Source organism: Alistipes sp. AF48-12 (assembly GCF_003477565.1).
GTDB lineage: Bacteria > Bacteroidota > Bacteroidia > Bacteroidales > Rikenellaceae > Alistipes_A > Alistipes_A hominis.
In genome coordinates this window covers 1-20329 of record NZ_QUDJ01000024.1, presented here as the reverse complement: position 1 = coordinate 20329, position 20329 = coordinate 1, and the positions used below count along the sequence as shown (strand labels likewise).

Annotated in this window: 16 protein-coding genes and 1 pseudogene; 13 read left to right on the top strand and 4 right to left on the bottom strand. The window is 53.4% G+C overall.

The window, feature by feature from the left end:
* Positions 1–7: 7 nt before the first annotated feature.
* From DW082_RS15545 to DW082_RS12590, 6 genes are all read left to right on the top strand, one after another.
* On the top strand, positions 8–253 hold the full coding sequence (locus tag DW082_RS15545; protein ID WP_101570528.1) for a helix-turn-helix domain-containing protein: 246 nt from the start codon (positions 8–10) through the stop codon (positions 251–253).
* A complete protein-coding gene (locus DW082_RS12610; protein WP_101570526.1) occupies positions 244–438 on the top strand; it encodes a helix-turn-helix transcriptional regulator in 195 nt (64 codons plus the stop codon). Before DW082_RS15545 ends, DW082_RS12610 begins: the two co-directional genes overlap by 10 nt.
* Positions 439–596: 158 nt before the next feature.
* The gene (locus DW082_RS12605; protein ID WP_101570524.1) at positions 597–1118 is read left to right on the top strand and encodes a DUF6125 family protein; all 522 of its coding nucleotides are present in this window, start codon (positions 597–599) and stop codon (positions 1116–1118) included.
* A gap of 141 nt (positions 1119–1259) precedes the next feature.
* On the top strand, positions 1260–2123 hold the full coding sequence (locus tag DW082_RS12600; RefSeq protein ID WP_118458903.1) for a nitroreductase family protein: 864 nt from the start codon (positions 1260–1262) through the stop codon (positions 2121–2123).
* A 3-nt stretch (positions 2124–2126) separates the two neighbouring features.
* Positions 2127–3398, top strand: a complete 1272-nt coding sequence (locus DW082_RS12595) for an Nramp family divalent metal transporter (protein ID WP_055204473.1) — start codon at positions 2127–2129, stop codon at positions 3396–3398.
* Positions 3399–3462: 64 nt separating this feature from the next.
* Positions 3463–4197: a DUF4396 domain-containing protein gene (locus DW082_RS12590; protein ID WP_118458901.1), complete on the top strand. Its 735-nt coding sequence runs from the start codon at positions 3463–3465 to the stop codon at positions 4195–4197.
* Positions 4198–4228: 31 nt separating this feature from the next.
* Here DW082_RS12590 and DW082_RS12585 read toward each other — a convergent pair whose 3' ends face one another.
* On the bottom strand, positions 4229–5077 hold the full coding sequence (locus DW082_RS12585; RefSeq protein ID WP_118458899.1) for a fructosamine kinase family protein: 849 nt from the start codon (positions 5075–5077) through the stop codon (positions 4229–4231).
* 161 nt (positions 5078–5238) lie between these two features.
* Between DW082_RS12585 and DW082_RS12580 the strand changes: the two genes are divergently transcribed.
* The 7 genes from DW082_RS12580 (at position 5239) to DW082_RS12550 (ending at position 17910) form a co-directional block, all read left to right on the top strand.
* Positions 5239–7119, top strand: a complete 1881-nt coding sequence (locus DW082_RS12580) for an O-antigen ligase family protein (protein WP_118458897.1) — start codon at positions 5239–5241, stop codon at positions 7117–7119.
* A 157-nt stretch (positions 7120–7276) separates the two neighbouring features.
* Positions 7277–8161 (top strand): signal peptidase I, encoded by an 885-nt coding sequence (lepB, locus tag DW082_RS12575; protein WP_055204481.1) that lies wholly within the window; start codon positions 7277–7279, stop codon positions 8159–8161.
* A gap of 43 nt (positions 8162–8204) precedes the next feature.
* Positions 8205–8744 (top strand): hypothetical protein, encoded by a 540-nt coding sequence (locus DW082_RS12570; protein ID WP_147387046.1) that lies wholly within the window; start codon positions 8205–8207, stop codon positions 8742–8744.
* Between the two features lie 174 nt (positions 8745–8918).
* The gene (locus tag DW082_RS12565; RefSeq protein WP_182424170.1) at positions 8919–10409 is read left to right on the top strand and encodes a TolC family protein; all 1491 of its coding nucleotides are present in this window, start codon (positions 8919–8921) and stop codon (positions 10407–10409) included.
* Between the two features lie 44 nt (positions 10410–10453).
* The gene (locus DW082_RS12560; protein WP_118458892.1) at positions 10454–11530 is read left to right on the top strand and encodes an efflux RND transporter periplasmic adaptor subunit; all 1077 of its coding nucleotides are present in this window, start codon (positions 10454–10456) and stop codon (positions 11528–11530) included.
* A 93-nt stretch (positions 11531–11623) separates the two neighbouring features.
* Positions 11624–14695 (top strand): efflux RND transporter permease subunit, encoded by a 3072-nt coding sequence (locus DW082_RS12555; protein ID WP_055204491.1) that lies wholly within the window; start codon positions 11624–11626, stop codon positions 14693–14695.
* Entirely contained in the window at positions 14692–17910 is a 3219-nt protein-coding gene (locus DW082_RS12550; RefSeq protein WP_118458890.1) for an efflux RND transporter permease subunit, read from the top strand. Before DW082_RS12555 ends, DW082_RS12550 begins: the two co-directional genes overlap by 4 nt.
* A 103-nt stretch (positions 17911–18013) precedes the next feature.
* On the opposite strand, the gene DW082_RS12545 is transcribed toward DW082_RS12550, so the two are convergent.
* The 3 genes and pseudogenes from DW082_RS12545 to DW082_RS14350 all read right to left on the bottom strand — a co-directional run.
* On the bottom strand, positions 18014–19204 hold the full coding sequence (locus DW082_RS12545) for a 6-bladed beta-propeller (RefSeq protein ID WP_118458888.1): 1191 nt from the start codon (positions 19202–19204) through the stop codon (positions 18014–18016).
* Positions 19205–19270: 66 nt separating this feature from the next.
* Positions 19271–19663 (bottom strand): hypothetical protein, encoded by a 393-nt coding sequence (locus DW082_RS14355; RefSeq protein ID WP_147387042.1) that lies wholly within the window; start codon positions 19661–19663, stop codon positions 19271–19273.
* A 69-nt stretch (positions 19664–19732) separates the two neighbouring features.
* Positions 19733–20329, bottom strand: a pseudogene (locus tag DW082_RS14350) (hypothetical protein); the annotation flags it as partial.

Sequence of the window (20329 nt, the reverse complement as noted above, 5' to 3'; positions counted from 1 at the left end):
TTCAATCATGAGCACTCCGAGACGTGACAATCAATTCCTTGCGACCATTGTGTGGAGATTGAAAGAAATCCGCAACGGCCGGGGTGTGTCCCAACAGCGGGTTACGATGGATACGGGAGTAAATATCAGTAGGATAGAATCTGGGAATCGGATGCCTTCGATTTATTCGTTAGCTATTCTTTGCAAGTATTACGAAGTTTCGATGGAAGAGTTTTTCAAAAATATTGATTTGAAAAATAAGCCTTGGGAATAAAGATAGCTGAACGCTTGAAGGACGTTCGCATAAAGAAGGGCCTTACCCAGGAGAACGTGCGTTTCGATCTGAATATGAACATAGGCCGTATCGAGATTGCAGAAAATTGCATATCGCTCCCTACCCTGAAAAAGTTGTGTAATTATTACGGTATTACTTTCGAGGAGTTTTTCAGAGGAATTTAGCCTGCCTTTAAAATTTGAATCTACAAAAACGTATTCGGCGAGGATAATTGCCGTTCCTTGCTGAAATAATCGACTTTATATTTTGCCTGCGCCGGGCGGCGCCGAACTTTTTATTGCCGGGAAATCGTTATTTTTGTACCCACTGAAACGATGCCTTTATGAAAGCGATGAGTTTGGAAGAATTGACTAAGGAACAACTCGAAGAATTGGTGCGGATCTATGCCCGCAACCTGTTGGCGCTCGACGGCGTGTGGTTTCAGTCCGTCGAACGCGGACGGGGCATGGACGAGGCGATGGCGCACGACTGTGCGGTGTGGCGGCGTTTCACCGAGACGGAAGCCCGCCGTATCAAAACGTTTCTCGGTCTGCCCGAACGGCCGGGACTCGACGGGCTGGAACAAGCCCTCGCGTTTCGTTTCGCCGCGCTGGCCAACCGCCGGACGGAGTGCCGCCGAGCGGGCGATGCGCTGGAGTTCCGCGTGGCGGACTGCCGGGTGCAGTCGGCTCGCACCCGCAGGGGGTTGCCGTTGCATCCGTGCAAACCGGTCGGCGAAAACGAGTACGCCTATTTCGCCCGCGTGATCGACGATCGGATCGGATGCGAGGCCGTGAGTTGTTTTCCGGATATGACCGAGCCGGACTGCGCCTGCGCGTGGCGGTTCCGGCTCGAAAAGGAGTAACGGCGGAAGACGGGCGTATGCGCTGCGGTTTGGAACATTTTATGTATGGCGTTATAGATCAATGTCGAGTAAAAAAGTTCGGGCGGACCGGGGAAAATAGCCCGGTTTATCGTATTTTTACGGAATTAAAATCAGGATGGTATGAAAGTAATGCTGAGCGTTCGTGCGGAGAGTTGCATCCGGTGCGGCAAATGTGTGCGGGTGTGCCCGTCGAAAATTTTTACGCAGCCGGTCTCCGGCGGCGAGATCGGATTGCAAGGGATCGGGTCGTGTATCGTGTGCGGGCATTGCGTGGCCGTCTGCCCGACCGGTTCGGTCGAGCACGGGGATTTTCCGCCGCAGAAGGTGCATCCGGTCGATCGGGAATTGCTGCCCTCGCCCGAACAGGTGATGCTGCTGTGCAAGGCGCGGCGGTCGAACCGGGCCTTTACCGCGAAGCCGGTGCCGGAAGAGACGCTCGACCGGATTCTTGAGGCCGCCCACCGCGCCCCGACCGCCAGCAACCTGCAACGGGTGGCGTTTACGCTGGTGACCGATCCCGAAAAACTGCACGCGATCAGCGCGTTTACCGTCGGCGTATTCGCTTCGATTCTCAAAAAACTCGAAAATCCGCTGCTGAAGCCGGTGCTGAAACGGATTGCGCCGCAGCTATACGGCTACGTGCCGCATTTTAAGCGTCTGATCTCGGAGTTCGACAAGGGGAACGACCTGATCCTGCGCGGGGCTACCGCCGTGATCCTGATCCATACGCCCTCGGAAAGCCGTTTCGGATGCCAGGACGCCAACCTCGCCTATCAGAACGGTTCGCTGATGGCCGAGAGTCTCGGCGTCGCCCAGTTCTACACCGGTTTCGTCTGTTCGGCCGTCGAACAAGACCGGAACAGGCGGCTGGCCAAAATGCTCGGCATATCCGGGAAGATACGCGCCGGTATGGCGCTCGGCATACCGGCGTTCCGCTATCCGAACTACATCGACCGCAAGGATATAAATGTAACCAAATTGTGATTCATGGCTTCGTTTCTGAATTCGCTGCGTACTAAATTCGGCCTCGGTAAACATCATCCCCGGCTCGGCGGCCTCGAAATACTGAAATACATCGGGCCCGGTCTGCTGGTGACCGTCGGGTTCATCGATCCGGGCAACTGGGCTTCGAACCTGGCCGCGGGCGCCGACTACGGCTATGCGCTGCTGTGGATGGTCACGCTGTCGACCGTGATGCTGATCGTCCTGCAACACAACGTGGCCCACCTGGGAATCGCCACCGGACTTTGCTTGTCGGAAGCCGCCACCGTTTACCTGAAGCCGGCCGTGTCGCGCACCGTGCTGGGGTCGGCCGTGCTCGCGTCGATCTCCACGTCGCTGGCCGAAATTCTGGGCGGGGCGATCGCGTTGCAGATGCTGTTCGGCATTCCGGTGCGGATCGGGGCGCTGATGGTGCTGATTTTCGTAATCGTCATGCTGTTTACCAACAGTTACCGGCTGATCGAGAAGTGGATCATCGCGTTCGTGTCGATCATCGGGCTGTCGTTTATTTACGAACTGTCGCTGACGACGATCGACTGGCCCGCGGCCGCCTGGGCGTGGGTTACGCCGACCATTCCGGAGGGGTCGATGGTGATCATCATGAGCGTGCTGGGGGCCGTGGTGATGCCGCACAACCTGTTCTTGCACTCCGAGATCATCCAGAGCCGGCAGTGGAACCTTTCCGACGACGCGGTGATCAAAAAACAGCTCCGGTACGAATATGCCGATACGATCCTGTCGATGCTGATCGGCTGGGCGATCAACAGCGCGATGATCCTACTGGCCGCCGCGACGTTCTTCGTGTCCAAAACACCCGTCGAAGAGCTGCAACAGGCCGATTCGCTGCTGCGCCCGCTGCTCGGAAGCAATGCGACGGTGATCTTCGCCGTGGCGCTGCTGTTCGCCGGGATCGCTTCGACGATTACGTCGGGTATGGCGGCCGGTTCCATTTTCGCCGGGATCTTCAAAGAGCCCTACGATATCAAGGATAGCCACTCGCGGCTCGGCGTGATCATTTCGCTCGTCGTCGCGTTCCTGATCATCCTGGTGATTACCAATCCGTTCCGGGGACTGATCTATTCGCAGATGATCCTCAGTATCCAGCTGCCGTTCACCGTTTTCCTGCAGGTTTACCTGACTTCTTCCGAACGGGTGATGGGCAAGTATAAAAATTCGACGTTCACCAAATACCTGCTTTATGCGATCGGCGGCGTGGTGACGCTGCTGAATGTGATGCTGCTGGTCAGCATGTTCTGACGGCGTTTCCCCGCGTTGGTATGTTAATTGTTACGGATCTTCGTAACAATTTAACCTGTTTGGTATGAATACAATCGCCGTATTTTTCGTATGCTCGGGCATCGTTTCGGCCCTCGTGATCGCATCGGATCTTCCGCGCCGGAAGCAGTCCATGAAGATAATGAACAGCGTGTGGATACTGACCGGGCTCTGGGGCGGGTTTATCGCCTTGTGGGCTTATTTCCGGTTCGGGCGCGCGAAACGCTCCGCGCCGGTGGCCGCTCCGATGCGGATGGAGGCGCCGGATGCCGGTTCGATGCCGATGGGAAATAAAGCGGAGACGCGCATGCCGATGGATATGGGCCGCGACCGTCCGAAGTGGCAGTCCGTCGTGCTGTCGACGCTACACTGCGGCGCCGGATGTACGTTAGCCGACCTGATCGGGGAAAGCTTTCTGTATTTCGTGCCGGTCGCGATCGGCGGCAGCGCGGTTGTCGGCGGTTGGGCGCTGGATTATGCGTTGGCGCTCTGTATCGGGGTTTATTTTCAGTACGCGGCAATCCGGAGTATGCAAATGCTGCCGAGAAAGCAGGCGGTCGTCCATGCGCTGAAGGCCGATTTTCTGTCGTTGACCGCGTGGCAGACCGGCATGTACGCGTGGATGGCCGTCGTTATCTGGGTGCTGTTCCGGGAAACCGGATTGTCGAAAATGTCGTGGACGTTCTGGTTTATGATGCAGACGGCCATGTTCGTCGGTTTTTTGGCAGCTCTGCCGATGAACGTATGGCTGATCCGCAAAGGCGTTAAAAAGGGCATGTAGTCGGGCCGTACGGTTCGGATGCTCCTCTGTTTTAATCGGATGCGTATTTTTCCAGGATGCGGTTCGCCTCCGGAAGGTAGGAGCTGCCGAAAAGGTTCAGGTGATTCAACAGATGGTATAGCCGGTAGATCCCTTCGCGGTACTCCCAGCGGGGGTTCAACGGATATTCCTGCTCATAGGCCCGGTAAAAGGCCGGAGGGAAACCGCCGAACAGCCGCGTCATCGCCAGATCGGCTTCGCGGTGTCCGTAATAAACGGCCGGATCGATCAGCACGACCTCGCCGGAAACGGCGTCGCATAGGAAATTACCCGCCCACAGATCGCCGTGGAGCAGGCACGGCGGCTCCTCGCAGCTCTGCAAGATATCCGCGATTTTCGATTCCAACCGGGCGAAATTTCTGCGGAGTCCGGTCGTGGCATAGCCGTTCCGTTCGGCCAGCTCGTACTGGTAGCGCAGGCGTTTGTTCAGGTAAAATGCGGTCCAATCCGACCGTTCGGCGCCGTGCGGAAGATTGATCTGCGGATTGAGTCCGATGTAGTTGTTCCGCCGGAATCCGAAATATGCCGTCCGGCGACGGTGCAGCCGGGCCAGTCTGCGCCCGAAATCTTCGAAAAAATCGTTTCCGCCGGCGCCGTTCGGGACGTATTCGGTCAGCAGGTGATCCGTTCCGACGGACAGGACTTTCGGGGTGCGGAAGATCCCGGTTTCCGACAATTCTTTCAGTCCTTCGGCTTCGCATACATAGCTTTCGGAGGGCGCGCCGCTTTTGAGAAAGTATTCCGCGCCCGATTTCGTACGGATCTTTCCGGTGCCGGAGACGGCGCTCGTTATCGGGTCGCCGATCGCTGTTTCGAGAACGGTTTTCAGGTTCGTATTCATAGGCGTAATCGGTTTTTAGGGAATCCTGCCGGGAATTGTGGCCATAAATATACTTGTTTCGAAATTAAAATCGAAAGACGTTCTTCGTTGGACGGAATTTTTTATAACTTTATCCGCCTGAATCATAGCTTGTTTATAAACATATCGAACGGACGGAAGTTATGCGGGTGCGCGATTTGGCGGTTTTTCTGGTGAAAACGACGACGGTTTTGTTGTCGGTCGCTGTCTTTTTCATCGTATTCCGGGTGCGGAAAGATACGCCGTTGATCGCGGTCGCCGAAAAAGAACAGGCGCTCTTTTGGCTGATGCCGTGTCTGACTTTTTTTGTCCTGTTATGGTTTTGTATGGCCCGGGAGAAACGGGTACGGTGGACGGTCGCGGATCTTCTGGCGTGCGTGCTGCTGGCGTACGTCGTTTTTCGTTCCGGTTCCCGGACGGAGTACGCATGGGCTGTACCGGTAGCGCTGGGATGCCTTTACCTGAACCTGCGGATCGTGTTTTCGCTGTCCCGCGGGGTCGTGCCCGTATTGGTGCTGGCGTTGCTATCGACCGGGATTGCCGAGGCTGTTACCGGATTGATGCAGTTGTACGGAATGGCTTCGTCGAATCATTCGCTGTTCGGCATGACCGGATCGTTTTTCAATCCGGGCCCCTACTCCAACTACCTCGCCGTGATCGTTCCCGTGGCGTTTTATTACGTGCTGACTCTGCGTGCCGTTCCGGCCGTTCTGTCGGCGTCGAAAGGGCGCGCGAGATTCGTACGGTTGTCGAATCCGGATACGCTGATCTATTACGCATCCTGGCTTTTCTTGCTGCTGGCTCTGGTTGTCTTGCCGGCGACCCGGGGGCGGATTGCGTGGCTGGCGGTGCTGGGGAGCGGTTTGGTTGCGGTATGCCGCGAGACGCCCGCGCCGGCATATATCCGAAAGTTTTACCGACGCAGGAAGTTTCTGTTTGCAACGATTGGTTCGGCCGTGCTCGTTCTGGTCGTCGTGTCGCTGGTCGGGTTGTACCGGTACAAAAAGGATTCGGCCGGCGGCCGGTGGCTGATCTGGAACGTGTCGGCGCAGTTGATCCGTGAAAATCCCGCATTCGGCGTGGGAACGGGCTGCTTTGCCGGGGCGTACGGGAATGCGCAAGAAGCCAGCTTCGTTTCCGGGGCGATGACTGAAGATCAGGTGCGCGTAGCCGGGGCTCCGGATTATGCTTTCAACGATTTTTTGCAGATTACGGTCGAAACGGGAGCGGCCGGAGCCTTGCTGTTTCTGTCGGTGGTCGTTTTGTCTTTCCGGGGATTGGCGCGCCGGCGGGACGGGTTGCTGTACGGCTTGACGAGCCTGATGATCGTTTCGTTGGCTTCTTATCCGCTGAATCTGCTCCCCTTCTGTATTTTGCTTGTGTTTTTTATCGCGGCGGCTCAGGACGATGGTCGTTCGGGAAGACGATTTCCGGCGGTCGTCTCCGTCGCGCTGCTTTCGGGCGCGTTCGCGTGGTCGTGCTGCGCCGTATCCGGAGCGGAAAAGCGATACCGGGCTTTGCAGGATTGGAAGCTGTTGCAAGGGGCCTATCAGTTGCAGGATTACCGGTTCGTTGCGGGGGAGTACGAAGAACTGTATCCGGAACTTTGCGACGAGCCCCGTTTCCTGTTCGAATACGGGCATGCGCTGAATAAGTCGGAACGCTATTTTCTGAGCGATTGGGCGCTGCGCCGGGGCGCGCGTTTCAGCGGCGATCCGATGTTCTGGAACGTGATGGGAAATAACAGCAAGGCGCGGGGAGATGTCGTTGCCGCCGAACGGTATTACCAGAAGGCCTACCGTCGGCTACCGAACCGTTTGTATCCGCTGTACCTGCTGGCAAAGCTCTATTTCGAGACGGGGCAGGACGATAAAGCCCGCGAAATGGCCGACCGGGTGTTGTCGTTCGACCCCAAGGTTCCCTCCACGGCTGTGCGGGAGATGAAGGGGGAAATCCGGCGGCTGCAAAATCGGGAGCTTTCGGAGACGGATTCGTCCGTTTCGTCCGAAATGTATGGAAAATAGTCCGGACGGCATGGAGTATCGGTCGGAATGTATTAATTTCGAATAACAAAAAATTGTTTTAATGATCCTGAACGATGGTGCGGAATGCGTTTTTAAAGGAACCCGATCGGGTGTGCGTCAAAAACGGTCGGCAGTTCGGGATGCGAGAATGTAAAAGATGATGTTAAATAAACAAAAGATAGCGAAGGCCGTCAATGCGGTTTCCGTGTGCGTATTGGCGTTTTTCGGGTTGGTGCTGCTCTATTTCGGCACACGCGTTTTCGTGTGCGACAAATATCCGGTTTCGACGACGTCGATGACTCCGACGATCATTCCCGGCGATCAGATTCTGGTCAATAAGTTGGTTTTCGGCGCGCGAATTTATAAAAACCTAAAGTTTCTCCAAGGCGATTCGCTCGAAACGTTCCGGATTCCCGGATTCAGGAAAATCAGGCACAACGACGTCGTCGTTTTCAATTTCCCGTTCGGGAACGACGACTGGCAAAAGATCGAGTTTCGGATCAACCGGGTCTTTGCCAAACGCTGTCTCGGTCTGCCGGGCGATACGCTCTCTGTCGTGAACGGCTTTTACCGTAACCCGGCCTGTCGCGATACGCTGGGGTATTATGACAACGAAGCGGCTTTCTCGGCCACGCCCGACTCCCTGATCGATCCGGTCATCCTACGGTCGGCTCCGTTCGACGAGAAGTACGGCTGGACGACGAAGAATTTCGGGCCGCTGTATATTCCCCGCAAGGGGGATCGCATCCGGCTGGATGCCCGGAATCATGTGCTGTACCGGCTGGCGGTCGGATACGAGACGGGGAAGCGCCTTGAAGTGCGCGACAGCGTTCTGTATCTCGGCGACTTTCCCGTCGATGAATATACGTTCACGGAAAATTATTATTTCATGGGCGGCGACAATGTGGCCAACTCGCAGGATTCGCGTTATTTCGGATTCATTCCGGAAAAGTTTATCGTCGGCGTCGCTACGCGGATCGCCTATTCGCGGGACAAAGCGACCGGGAAGTTGCGGTGGAACCGGCTGATGAAAGCGCTTTGATTTTAGAACTTATTGATAGCATGTTATGATGGTAAAACGTATTTTGGTTATCCTGTTAAGCTGCTTTGCGGTCGTTTCCTGCAAAACGGCGCGGATCAAAAAGGAATTGAAGGAATTTACCGGGCAGCAAATCGTGCTGCCCGACAGCCTGCGGAGTACGGTGAACGGCCGGGACACCACGCTGACCGACTTTATGGGCGCCGAAACGAAGCTGGTGGTATTTTACGATTCGGTGGTCTGCTCTTCCTGCCGGATCAACAGGATGTACGAATGGCAGGAAGTGATCGCCACATCGATCGGACTGAAGCATAAGTTCAAAGCGATATTTATATTTTCGCCCAAACGGGGAACCGAATCCCAGCTTATTACTTCGCTGAAAGCGGCCCAGTTGGATTATCCGGTATTTCTCGATAGCGGAGGTTTGTTTTTAAAACGGAATCCCCGCATTCCGTCCGGGGAAATGTATCATACTTTCTTGCTCGACCGGCAGAACCGGGTGGTTTTGGTCGGCAATCCGATCGGAAACGAGCGGCTGTGGGAGCTTTATAAAAAGGAGATCCGGGAACAGGCCAAGCACGACTAAGCAGGTCGACTTAAACAATAAATTATTAGCAATGATCCTGCCGGTTTGCACGAAAAAACGTTGAAACTGACAAAAAAAGATCAAAAAAGTAACAAAGGAAGGGATTTTCGGATTCCTTTTTTTGTACTTTTACAAGAAAGCGGCGGACTGCCGATCCAAGACCGTATGATTTTTATGAAAAGAAACACGATTTCGTTGTTGATCGTTGTCGGGGTGTTATTTTCGACGGGAGGGTATGCCCAGAGCCTGAACCGCAAAATGACCCTGACCGACGTTATTTATACCGCGCACGAACAATCGCCCAGCGCATTGGTGGCCAAACATAATTTTCTGGGAAACTACTGGGCGTACCGTTCTTATAAAGCGCAGTTTCTGCCGTCGCTGAACCTGGGGGCGACGCTGGGCAATTTCAACCGGTCGCTGATGGCGCTTCAGAATTCCGAGACGGGAAATATCAAATACGTCGAGAACAACAACATGCGCAACAACCTGACGCTTTCGCTGGATCAGAATATCGCGTTGACGGGAGGTAAAGTATCCGTATTCACACAGTTGAACCGGCTGGATCAGTATGCGCCGGAACGGAACATAACGTATAATTCGCAGCCGATCAACATCACTTACATCCAGCCGTTGCGGGCTTTCAATTCGCTGAAATGGCAGAAGAAGACCCAACCGAAAGAGTACGAAAAGGCCAAGCGGAGTTACCTCGAAACGATGGAGGATATTACCGTTACGGCTACTTCGCTGTTTTTCAATGCGCTGTTGTCGCAGCGGAACCTCGAAAGGGCCCAGAAAAATTATCAGAATACCGAAACGCTTTACCGGATTGCCAAGGAACGTTTCGAACTTGGGAAAGTGACCAAGAGCGAATTGCTGCAGCTCGAACTACGGCTGCTGAACGACGGCCTGTCGATCAATCAGAGTCAGTTGAACCTGGATATGAACCAGTTGAAACTGAAATCGTACCTCGGATACAACGAAAGCGTGCAACTGGAGCTGGTGCTGCCCGATTCGATTCCCGAACTCGCGCTGAATGTAAGCGAGGTGGTCGATCTCTCCTATGCCAATTCTTCTTTCGGACTCAGTCAGGAACTTTCCGTATTGTACGCCGAACAGTCCGTCGCCGAAGCCAAGGCGAACCGGGGGCTTTCGGCCACGCTCAGCGCCCAGTTCGGACTGACTCAGCAGAATGAAAGTTTTAAGTATGCTTATAAAAATCCGATGGATCAGGAGATTATTAGTCTGGGTCTGAGCCTGCCGATTATGGATTGGGGGCTGGGTAAAGGACGGGTCAAAACCGCCAAATCGCGTGAAAATGTGGTACGCACCCAGACCGATCAGGAGGACACGGAGCACCGTCAGGATATTATGATCAAAGTGGTGCAGTTCAACAACCAGATCCGACAGTGTAAAATATCGGCCATGGCCGACAGTGTGGCCGAACAGCGTTACGAAATGGTGATGGAGCGTTTTATCAACGGAACGGCCGACGTGACCGACCTCAATACGGCTCAGAGCGAAAAGGACGAAGCGGCGAACCGTTACATTCAGGAACTGAACAATTACTGGTCGTATTACTATAATATACGCAGGCTGACCCTGTTCGATTATATCAGCAGGACGAACATATCGGCCGAGTTCGATAAGATCGTCGGGAAATAACGGACGGGGAAATTCACAGTAAAGATTTTAAATCGGAGTTGATAATGAAACTTTATTTTTTGCCGCTTTGCGTGGCGGCGATCCTTTGGGGGTGCGGGCACGACAAAGAGAAGAAACGGGAAGATTCGGAAGCGGCCAAGGCCGAATACGTGGCCGAACGGAATGTCGTCGATACGGTCGTGCTGCGGCCGCGGAATTTCAATAAACAAATCGTCGGCAACGGGAAGTTGCGGGCCGTGACCAAGAGCGTGCTTCGTTTCGCGACGACCGGAGATATTTCCGAAGTCTGCGTTGCGAACGGACAGTCCGTGCGGCAGGGCGAGGTGATCGCCCGGCTCGATCCGCGTTCGGCGCAGTTGCGACTCGAACAGGCGCATCAGACGCTCGATAAGGCCGAGATCGACCGGGTCGACGCGTTGATCAGCTTCGGGTACTCGGACACGACCGACGTGCCGAAAGAGCGCCGCCATGTAGCCGATATCCGTTCGGGGTATGCCTCAGCCGTCAACAGCCTGAAACAGGCCGAGATCGACCTGATGAATACAACCCTGAAAGCTCCTTTTGCGGGGAAGATAGCGAACCTGCAGTCGAAAGTTTACGAAAAGCCGAACGATCCGTTCTGTACGCTGATCGACGACCGGACGTTCGACGTCGATTTCAACCTGCTGGAATCGGAGGTTGGCTTCGTGGCTGTCGGGCAGACTGTGAAAACGGCGTCGTTCAACCGGCCGGATCACTATTACGACGGCGTCGTAACGCAGATCAATCCGCTGGTAGACGACAAAGGACAGATCAACGTGCGGGCCAAGGTGAACAATACGGACGGAAAGTTGCTCGAAGGGATGAACGTTACGGTGCTGGTCGAGAATCTGGTGCGGGGACAGTTGGCCGTACCGAAAAGCGCCGTGGTGATCCGGGACAACCAGGAGGTGCTGTTTCGCCTGGGGCCGGAGAACAAAGCGATGTGGACTTATGTGAACGTGGTGATGTCGAACAGCGATTCGCACGTGGTCGCCCCGAACCTGGACAAGGGCGCCGAACTGAATGCTGGGGATGTGATCATTACTTCGGGTAATCTGAACCTGGCGGACGGTTCCCAGGTGGAAGTACGCAAACCGTAGGTTGAATTTCGTTTCCCGCCGGCGGTGGTTCGGCTGAGAAACAGGACGGAAGCGCATTCGTGTCGATGTTCGTCCGTTTAAAATGATTTTTTTATGATCAAACGCCTGATAGAACGCCCGGTCGCCGTCACGATGACCTTGATTGCCGTCCTCGTGCTCGGTTTCGTTTCGATCGGTATGTTGCCCGTTTCGCTGATGCCGGATATTCAGATACCGCAGATCACGGTGCGGGTGGTCGACGATAACGCTTCGGCCCGCGAATTGGATGCGACGATCGTTAAACCGTTGAAAAACCAATTGATGCAGGTTTCGCACCTGCGGGACATCACGACCGAAGCCAGGAATGGGACGGGAACGATTTTCATGCAGTTCGACCCCGGTTCGGACATCAATTACCTGTTCATCGAGACCAACGAAAAGATCGACCGGGCGATGAGTTCGTTGCCCCGCGACATGGAACGCCCGAAGGTGGTCAAAGCGAGCGCGACGGATATTCCGGCTTTCTTCATCAACATGAGCCTAACCGACGAGGACGATGACGGCGTCGTCGCATCGTCGCGCGAGCTGTTTCCCGTTTCGCCGAAATTCATGGAATTGAGCCGTTTCGCCGGGCAGGTGATCGCCAAACGGATCGAGCAGATCCCGCAGGTGGCCATGGTGGACGTCAGCGGACTCTCCTACCCCGAACTGTTGATCGTCCCCGACCGCAAAAAGCTCGAGTCGCTCGGAATCAGCGAGCAAACGCTCGAAAACGCCCTGCAACGCAACAACATCAAATTGGGAAATTTGACCATCCGGGAGGGGGAATACCAGTACGACATCCGGTTCGAATCGGACATTCTTTCCAAAAAGGATATTGAGAACGTGTACCTGAATATCCATGACCGGTTGTACCAGTTCAAAGATCTGGCGACGGTCATCGAGCATCCGCAACGGCGGCAGGGCATGGTGCGTTCCGATTCTCATAATGCGGTTTCGATGGCCGTCATCAAGCAGTCGGACGCGCAGATGAGCGATCTGCGGGCCGAGATCAACGGCTTGATGCAGCATTTCCGGAACGAGTATCCGCACGTACAGTTCACCGTTACCCGGGACCAGACGCAGTTGCTCGAATATTCGATCGGCAACCTGCGCAACGACATCATCGTGGGCGCTCTGCTGGCTTGTCTGATCATTTTCCTGTTCATGCAGGATTTCCGGACGCCGGTGCTGGTGACGATCACCATTCCGCTGGCGTTGATCGTGTCGTTGCTGTTCTTCCACCTGCTGGGTATCACGATCAATATCGTTTCGCTGTCGGGATTGGTGCTGGGGATCGGTATGATGGTGGACAATTCGATCGTCGTCATCGACAACATTTCGCAGCATTGGGACCGCGGCGAACCGCTGAAAGAAGCCGTGCCGGCCGCTACGAACGAAGTCTTCGGGCCGATGCTGAGCTCTGTGCTGACGACCTGCTCGGTATTCGTGCCGTTGATTTTTCTCAGCGGGATCGCCGGCTCGCTATTCTACGACCAGGCTATGGCCGTTGCGATCGGACTGTTTTCGTCGCTGATGGTTTCGGTGCTCGTCATTCCGGTCTATTATTATCTTTTTTATCGCAAAAGCCCTTTCCGCCCGACGAACCGTTACCTGGAAAAACTGGCTGTCGTGGATTTCCGAGGCGGGTACGAGCGGATACTGAAGTGGTTTTTCAGACACCAGCGATTCGTATGGATCTCGTTTATCGCCGTTTTCCCGGCATTGTGGTTCGTCTATACCGAGATCGATAAAGAGAAGTTGCCGCCGCTGACCCAGGACGACATGCTGATGAGCATCGACTGGAACAGCCGGATTTCGCCCGAGGACAACGACCGGCGTACCGACGCGCTGATGAGCGAAGTCGCCGATCTGGCGGCCCAGCGTACGGCAATGACCGGAATCCAGCAGTTCATCTTGTCGCATACCCGCGAGCTGAGCGCTTCTGAAGCGTTGGTGTATGTCCGGGCGAAAAGTCCGGATCATCTGCCGCAGATCAAAGAGCGGCTTGAAAAGCGTCTCAAGGAACAGTATCCGGACGCGATGTTTCATTTCGAAATGGCGGGTAATATCTTCGATATGATCTTCTCCGAAACCGAACCTCCGCTGGTTGCCCGGCTGAAACCGACCAACGGGCGGGCGCCCGATCCGGATAAACTGAACGCGCTGCTGGGGGAACTGAGCCGCGCCTTGCCCGACATTTATATCGAACCGGCCGTCTGGCAGGAACACGTGTTGTTCGTGGTGAAACCCCGCGTCATGGCACTGTACGGCATCGATTACAACACGGTTTTCAGCGCGCTGAAGAAAGCCACGAACCAAAACCGACTCTTTACGATCAACGAAGGGACTTTCTCGATCCCGGTGGTCAGCGGCAACCGGTCGCAATTGTCGGCGGATATTCTGGAAACGAAAGTGACCAACGGCGCCGGCGTCGACATCCCGCTCTCGATGCTGGTCGGCGAGACCCGAAGCCGCGATTTGAAAAACATCATCTCCGGTACCGAAGGCGATTTCTATCCGGTGAATGTCGACGCTTCGGATCGGCAGATTCCGCAGTTGATGAGTACGATCCGCGCCGTGGTACAGCAGAATGACGATTTCGACGTCGGTTTCTCGGGGAGTTACTTTTCGAACCGGACGATGATCGGCGAACTGATCGTCGTGCTGACCGTCGCTTTCCTGCTGTTGTTTTTTATCCTGGCTGCGCAATTCGAATCGCTGGTTCAGCCGCTGATCATCCTGTCCGAGATTCTGGTGGATATATTCGGCGCCCTGCTGATACTGTGGCTGCTCGGCGCCAGCATCAACCTAATGTCGCTGATCGGACTCGTAGTGATGTGCGGCGTTGTGATCAACGACTCGATCCTGAAAGTCGATACGATCAACAAACTGCGTAAGAACGGATATTCGTTGATCCGCGCGATCATGGAGGGCGGTTCGCGGCGCATCAAGCCGATCGTGATGACGAGTCTGACGACGATCCTTGCGGTGCTGCCGTTCTTGTACCGCGGCGACATGGGTTCCGACCTGCAGTATCCGCTGTCGTTGACCCTGATCAGCGGAATGATAGTCGGCACGGTGGTCAGCGTATTCTATGTTCCGGTGTTCTATTACACGATTTATAAAAGCAAGAAGAAACGATGACGGATTCCGGTGGAAATATTTTTTCGCGGATACCGTCCTATTCCGTCATTCTGATCATGATCGTGATGGTCGTGATCGGCGCCGGGATCATGCCGTTGCTCAATATCCAATATACGCCTTCCTCGAAGCAGAATAGCCTGAGCGTCAACTTCCGATGGAACGGGGCGTCGGCCCGGGTGATCGAAACCGAGGTGACGTCGAAAATCGAAGGCGTGCTGGCGGCCGTCAAAGGGGTCGATCACGTCAGCTCGGTGTCTTACCGGGAGGGAGGCAGCGTCAGCGTATCGTTCAAAAAAAATGTCAACGTCGATGTACTCCGATTCGAGATCGCGTCGCTGATGAGGCAAATTTATCCGAAATTACCCGAGGGCGTCTCCTACCCTTCGCTGTCGTCCGCCCCGTCCGGAGAACAGCTCTCCCCGGTGCTGATCTACACGTTGAACGCGGGCGTCCCCAGTCAGCAGATCCAGCAGTATGCCGAAGAGAACATCGTCAAGGAACTGGCCCGGATCAAAGGGGTTGGCAACATCGGTTTTTCAGGAGCTACGCCTTTCTATGTCGAAGTTTGTTTCGACCCGGATAAATTGGATAATTTCGGGATTTCGATCGACGAGCTGCACAACGGAATCAGTGCGGGGTTGGAACGCCAGGATATCGTCGGCAACATCGTCCAAGAAGACCGGCAGGGGGAAGTGAACGAAATCACCGTGATGCTCGGCAGCGGCGGCAGCCGGGTCGATTTCGAGTCGATTCCGATCAAAAATATCGACGGTACGATCGTATCGTTGGGCGATCTGGCTTCGGTGGCCTACAAAGAGCAGTTGCCGGCTTTCTATTTCAGAATCAACGGACTGAATACGATCAACCTGTCGGTGACTCCCGAAAAATACGTCAACACGATCGATCTGTCCAAACGAGTCAGGGAGCGGATGGAACAATTGGGACGAACTTTCCCTGACGGATATTCGGCGACGCTCAGCTACGATTCGTCGGACTATATCAAGGGCGAGTTGCGCAAGATCGTGTTCCGGACGGTGCTTTCGGTGATTATTCTGCTGTTGTTCGTTTTTCTGGTCAGCAGGAAATTACGCTACCTGTTCATCATCGTGGTAACGCTGGCGGCGAATATTTTCATCGCGTTCATTTTCTATTATTTTCTGAATCTGGAGATTCACCTCTACTCGCTGGCGGGAATTACCGTGTCGTTGGGGATTATCATCGACACTTCGATTATCATGATCGACCATTACGGCTATTACCGTGACCGGAAGGCGTTTATCGCCATTCTTGCGGCCGTGATGACTACGGTCGGTTCGCTCGCCATCGTATTTTTTCTTCCCGAGCAGCAGCGGGTGAACCTGGTCGATTTCTCGGCCGTGATGATCGTCAACCTGATGATCTCAATCGTCGTGGCGCTGATTTTCGTGCCGGCGTTGATGGACAAACTGCCGATCGCTCCGCGCAAGCGTAAAAACACCCGGCGGAAGATGAGGCGATTGCTGAGGTTCAACCGTATTTACGGGAGATACATTCTGTTCGGCAAACGACATAAATGGATCTTTATCGTCGTTATGATCTTGGGATTCGGGTTGCCGGTTCACCTGCTGCCCGAGCGGATCAAGACCGACCCGAATCAAGAAGACAAGTGGTGGCCGAAGACATATAACAAGACGATCGGCAGCGTATGGTATCAGGAAAACATGAAGTCGATCGTCGAGAAGTCGCTCGGCGGGAGTCTGCGGTTCTTTATGAAGAACATGTCGGGAGGGAATTATTACCGGGAGCCGCAGCGGACGACGCTGAGCATCCGAGCGGCGATGCCGGAAGGATGTACCGTGCAGCAGCTCAACGATATCATGAAGATGATGGAAAACTTCCTGAGCCAGTTCGACGAGATCGACATGTTCAAGACGAGTATTTACGGGTACAACGACGGTTCGATCGAAGTTACGTTTAAGAAAGATGCGGAGCATACCGGTTTTCCTCTTTTCCTGAAAAATACGGTAATCAGCCAGGCCATCAACTACGGCGGAGCTACATGGGGAGTCTACGGGATCGACCAGAACGGGTTCAACAATAACGTCTATTCGGGCTATAAGTCGCACCGGATCACGCTCACCGGCTACAATTACGATCAGTTGTACCGTTATGCGGAGGACGTCGTAAAGCAGATATCGAAAAACAAGCGCGTGGGCGATCCGGGGATTTACGGGCAGGTCAGATGGGGCAACAACCTGTCGCGTAACGAGTTTTACATCGCCTTCCATCCCGACCGGATCGCGCTGAACGGTATCGACCTGTACAGCCTGTACAATTCGATGCGGCAAAAGCTGTACAACGGGAACGTCGGTTCCTATTTCGACGGGGAGTCCAGCCTGCCTGTGGCGTTGGTGTCTTCGCAGCGCGACCGTTTCGACGTATGGCGTCTGTCTAACGAATACCTGCGGGTGAACGGGCAGAACGCGCGGTTTTCCGAGTTCGGCGATATCGCCAAACGGCGCACCGGAAACGACATTTACAAGGATAACCAGCAGTACCGGCTGATCGTTGCCTATGATTTCGTCGGGCCATACGAACTGGCCGAGAAGACGACCCGCACGGAAGTGGAACGTCTCAACGACGAAGTGTTGCCGATCGGTTTCAAAGCCGAGACGGACAGTTACAACTGGGGCGGCGGCGGACCCGGCGCCAACCGTCAGTACTGGCTGATCCTGCTGGTGATTACGATCATCTATTTCTGCTGCGCGGTGCTTTTCGAGTCGCTGACCGAACCGCTGATTATTCTGTCGCTGATCCCGATTTCGTTTATCGGGGTGTTCCTGACGTTCGGAATCACGGGGTATACGTTCGACCAGGGCGGTTTCGCCGCTTTCGTACTGCTGTGCGGAACCGTCGTGAACGCCGGGATCTATATCATCAACCACTACAATCTGACCTGCAAGGTCGGGAACGGAGTCTCGATGCACAATTTCCTGAAAGCGTACAATCATAAGATCATTCCCATTTCGCTGACGATCCTCTCGTCGGTGCTGGGATTGATTCCGTTTCTTTACGACGGCGAGTCCGAAGTATTCTGGTTCGCCTTCGCCGTCGGCACGATGGGCGGCATGTTGTTCTCGGTGATCGCGCTGGTATTCTTCCTGCCGTTGTTCGTTCCGGTCGGCCGCAGGCAGCGGCGCAAGCGGCGTAAAAAGCTTGCCGCTACCGCTGCCTGACGAGTTCCGTGATCTCCCCCGTCCGAAAACTGCTTCGGTTTCCGGTTGCGCGATGTTTTTTGGGGGATAATCTATATGTAGATAATCAGTGTCTTACGTCTTGTTATCGAGACTGTAGTTTGAGGTGGTAGACGATTAGTACGGGATTGTCGTTTTCGCTGATTTTCGCGGCGATTCGTTGCAGTTCGTCGCTTTGTCTTCCGTTGTTTTTGCAGATGGTTTCGGCGTTGTCGCGAAAACTCGACGGAGTCATGACCGAGACGAAATAGTCGTCCGCTCCGTAACAAGCCGTGTGCGGAATGAATGGAAAGCCGTTCAGTCGTTCCGCATTGTAACCGTCGGCTACGTAGGTTCCTCGCTTAGCCTGCTTGTCCCACAAAATCGATCCGCCGAGGTATTCGAACAGGATATACCGGTCGTTTTCGACCAGCCCGCGGATATACCGGAAATTCCGTTCGGCGGCCCGTTGCCTGATCTCTTCGAAATCGGTCTCCTTCTTTCCCGGCTTATAACTTTTCCCTTCGTTGAAATAGGTGATAACGTAGCAAGGCTCCCACGTGCCGTTCCGGTATCGAAGGATGGTATCGCTCAGCGGCAGCATCACGTGGTATGCATCGCCGTCGCGGCCGACCGGATTGGACGAATAGGAACTGTTGCCATGCCAAGTCAGTCGGGTTTTGCGGTACGGCTTCTGTTTTTTCAGGTTTGCCGGGTAGGTGGCGAGCAGGTTATTATTAGTAGAATTGACGCCATAACAAGCTATTACGGTGTTCGAATCGATTGAATAAAGTCGTTTGACATTGTGTAGCGTTGGCTCTATGTTCGTTTCGGAGTTCGGTACGTAGTTACCGTCAATGCCATAATGGAAAATTTTTCGTTTACCCGGATCTACAAGGATGACTTGTTTGAGTTGAGGATCGAAGTACCAAGCCGATAGCCCGAGATATTCACCAGGACCACGGCCAATTCGGCCGATTCGATTCAGGTATTTTCCCAAACTATCGAAAACGAGGATTTCGGATGAAGATCCGGCACCCGATGAGGTAACGAAAAATTTTCTGTCATGGTATCTTATGTCGGTAATATTGCTCAGTAGGCTATTGTCTCCGGTTTCAAGTGGGATAAAGTCGTAGGACACTATCAGCGAGTCGAGTTGTTCTATGGTTCTCTGAGTTACGTTTGTTCTGGAAATCAGTTCGCCGTTGTACGCAGTCAATTTATCGGACGAGGTGCATCCTGTTTGGAGTAGGATCAGTATATAAAATAAAGAAACTGTTTTATGTTTTAAGTTCATAGTTACGATTTATTTGGACGAAAAGAAGCCGCTGGAACACGTTCCGGCGACTTCTTTAATTCATTATTAATAGTTCTTTAGTCCATCATTAATAATGGTGTATCTTCTTTGGGACTCATCGCAGCAACTTCCATAACTTATCTGGCAGATGACCTCTTTATAAGAAACGGTATACGTCATGCCTTTTCGATATTGACTGTTGTATAAAGTTCCTTTTGAATATATCAACATGCCATCTTTCTCACATCGTCTGGTATCTGTTTTGACATTAGGATCTTCAGCTAAAATTGAATCATCGGCATAACCAGGACCGCATACTCCTCCTGATTCCCCTCCGGAAAGCGCTTCGACGTTTGCTGTTAATAAATTGGATGTTACACTGGCATTTTTCATCCACAAAGATGTGGTTACGGCACCTGCCAATAGCAGGATACTCGTCAAAATCAATCGTTTTTTCATGATTTTTGAAATTTAAATAAGTTAATAAATGAATTAATTTATCCTCTCCTTGGAATTGGATCGGATGGTTTATTTATTTATAATCTGATATTTACATACTTTTCCGTCGGGCGTTATTCCTTCGATAGCGATATCGTATTGCTGGTTTTTATGATCGTTTGAGTAGAATTCGATTTGGGCGGTGCCGTCCGGGCCGATTTGCAGATAAGGGTTCCAGTACAGCGTAGTACGGATATCGGGTTTTTCGTCGGCGATCTTTTCGGGTGTGTCGTATATCGGACTGTAGAACTCGACGCTTTCGGCATAACCGATTGTCCGATACATTTTAATCTCAGAGCCGACCGTCGAAACACCTTCTTTTAAGATTATCTCTATATGATTTTGACATTCGCCGCTACCGGATAAAGACATTATTTCTGTTGTCCTTACATTGCTGATATACAAAACGTCATCAATTATATAGTGAGCTAAATCGCTTATAGAACAACTCGTCCCATTAAGCGATAAAGTAACAGGAGCATAAAGTTTACTGAAATCAACTTTGGGATCTAATGGATTTGGCAACCCTTTTCTTTTTACAAACAAACCTCCCCCCACCCTTACCACTCCCGGCAAGAACATCATGTAGTTATACAGGGACATTGGTTTGTACTTAGCGAGCGCGGT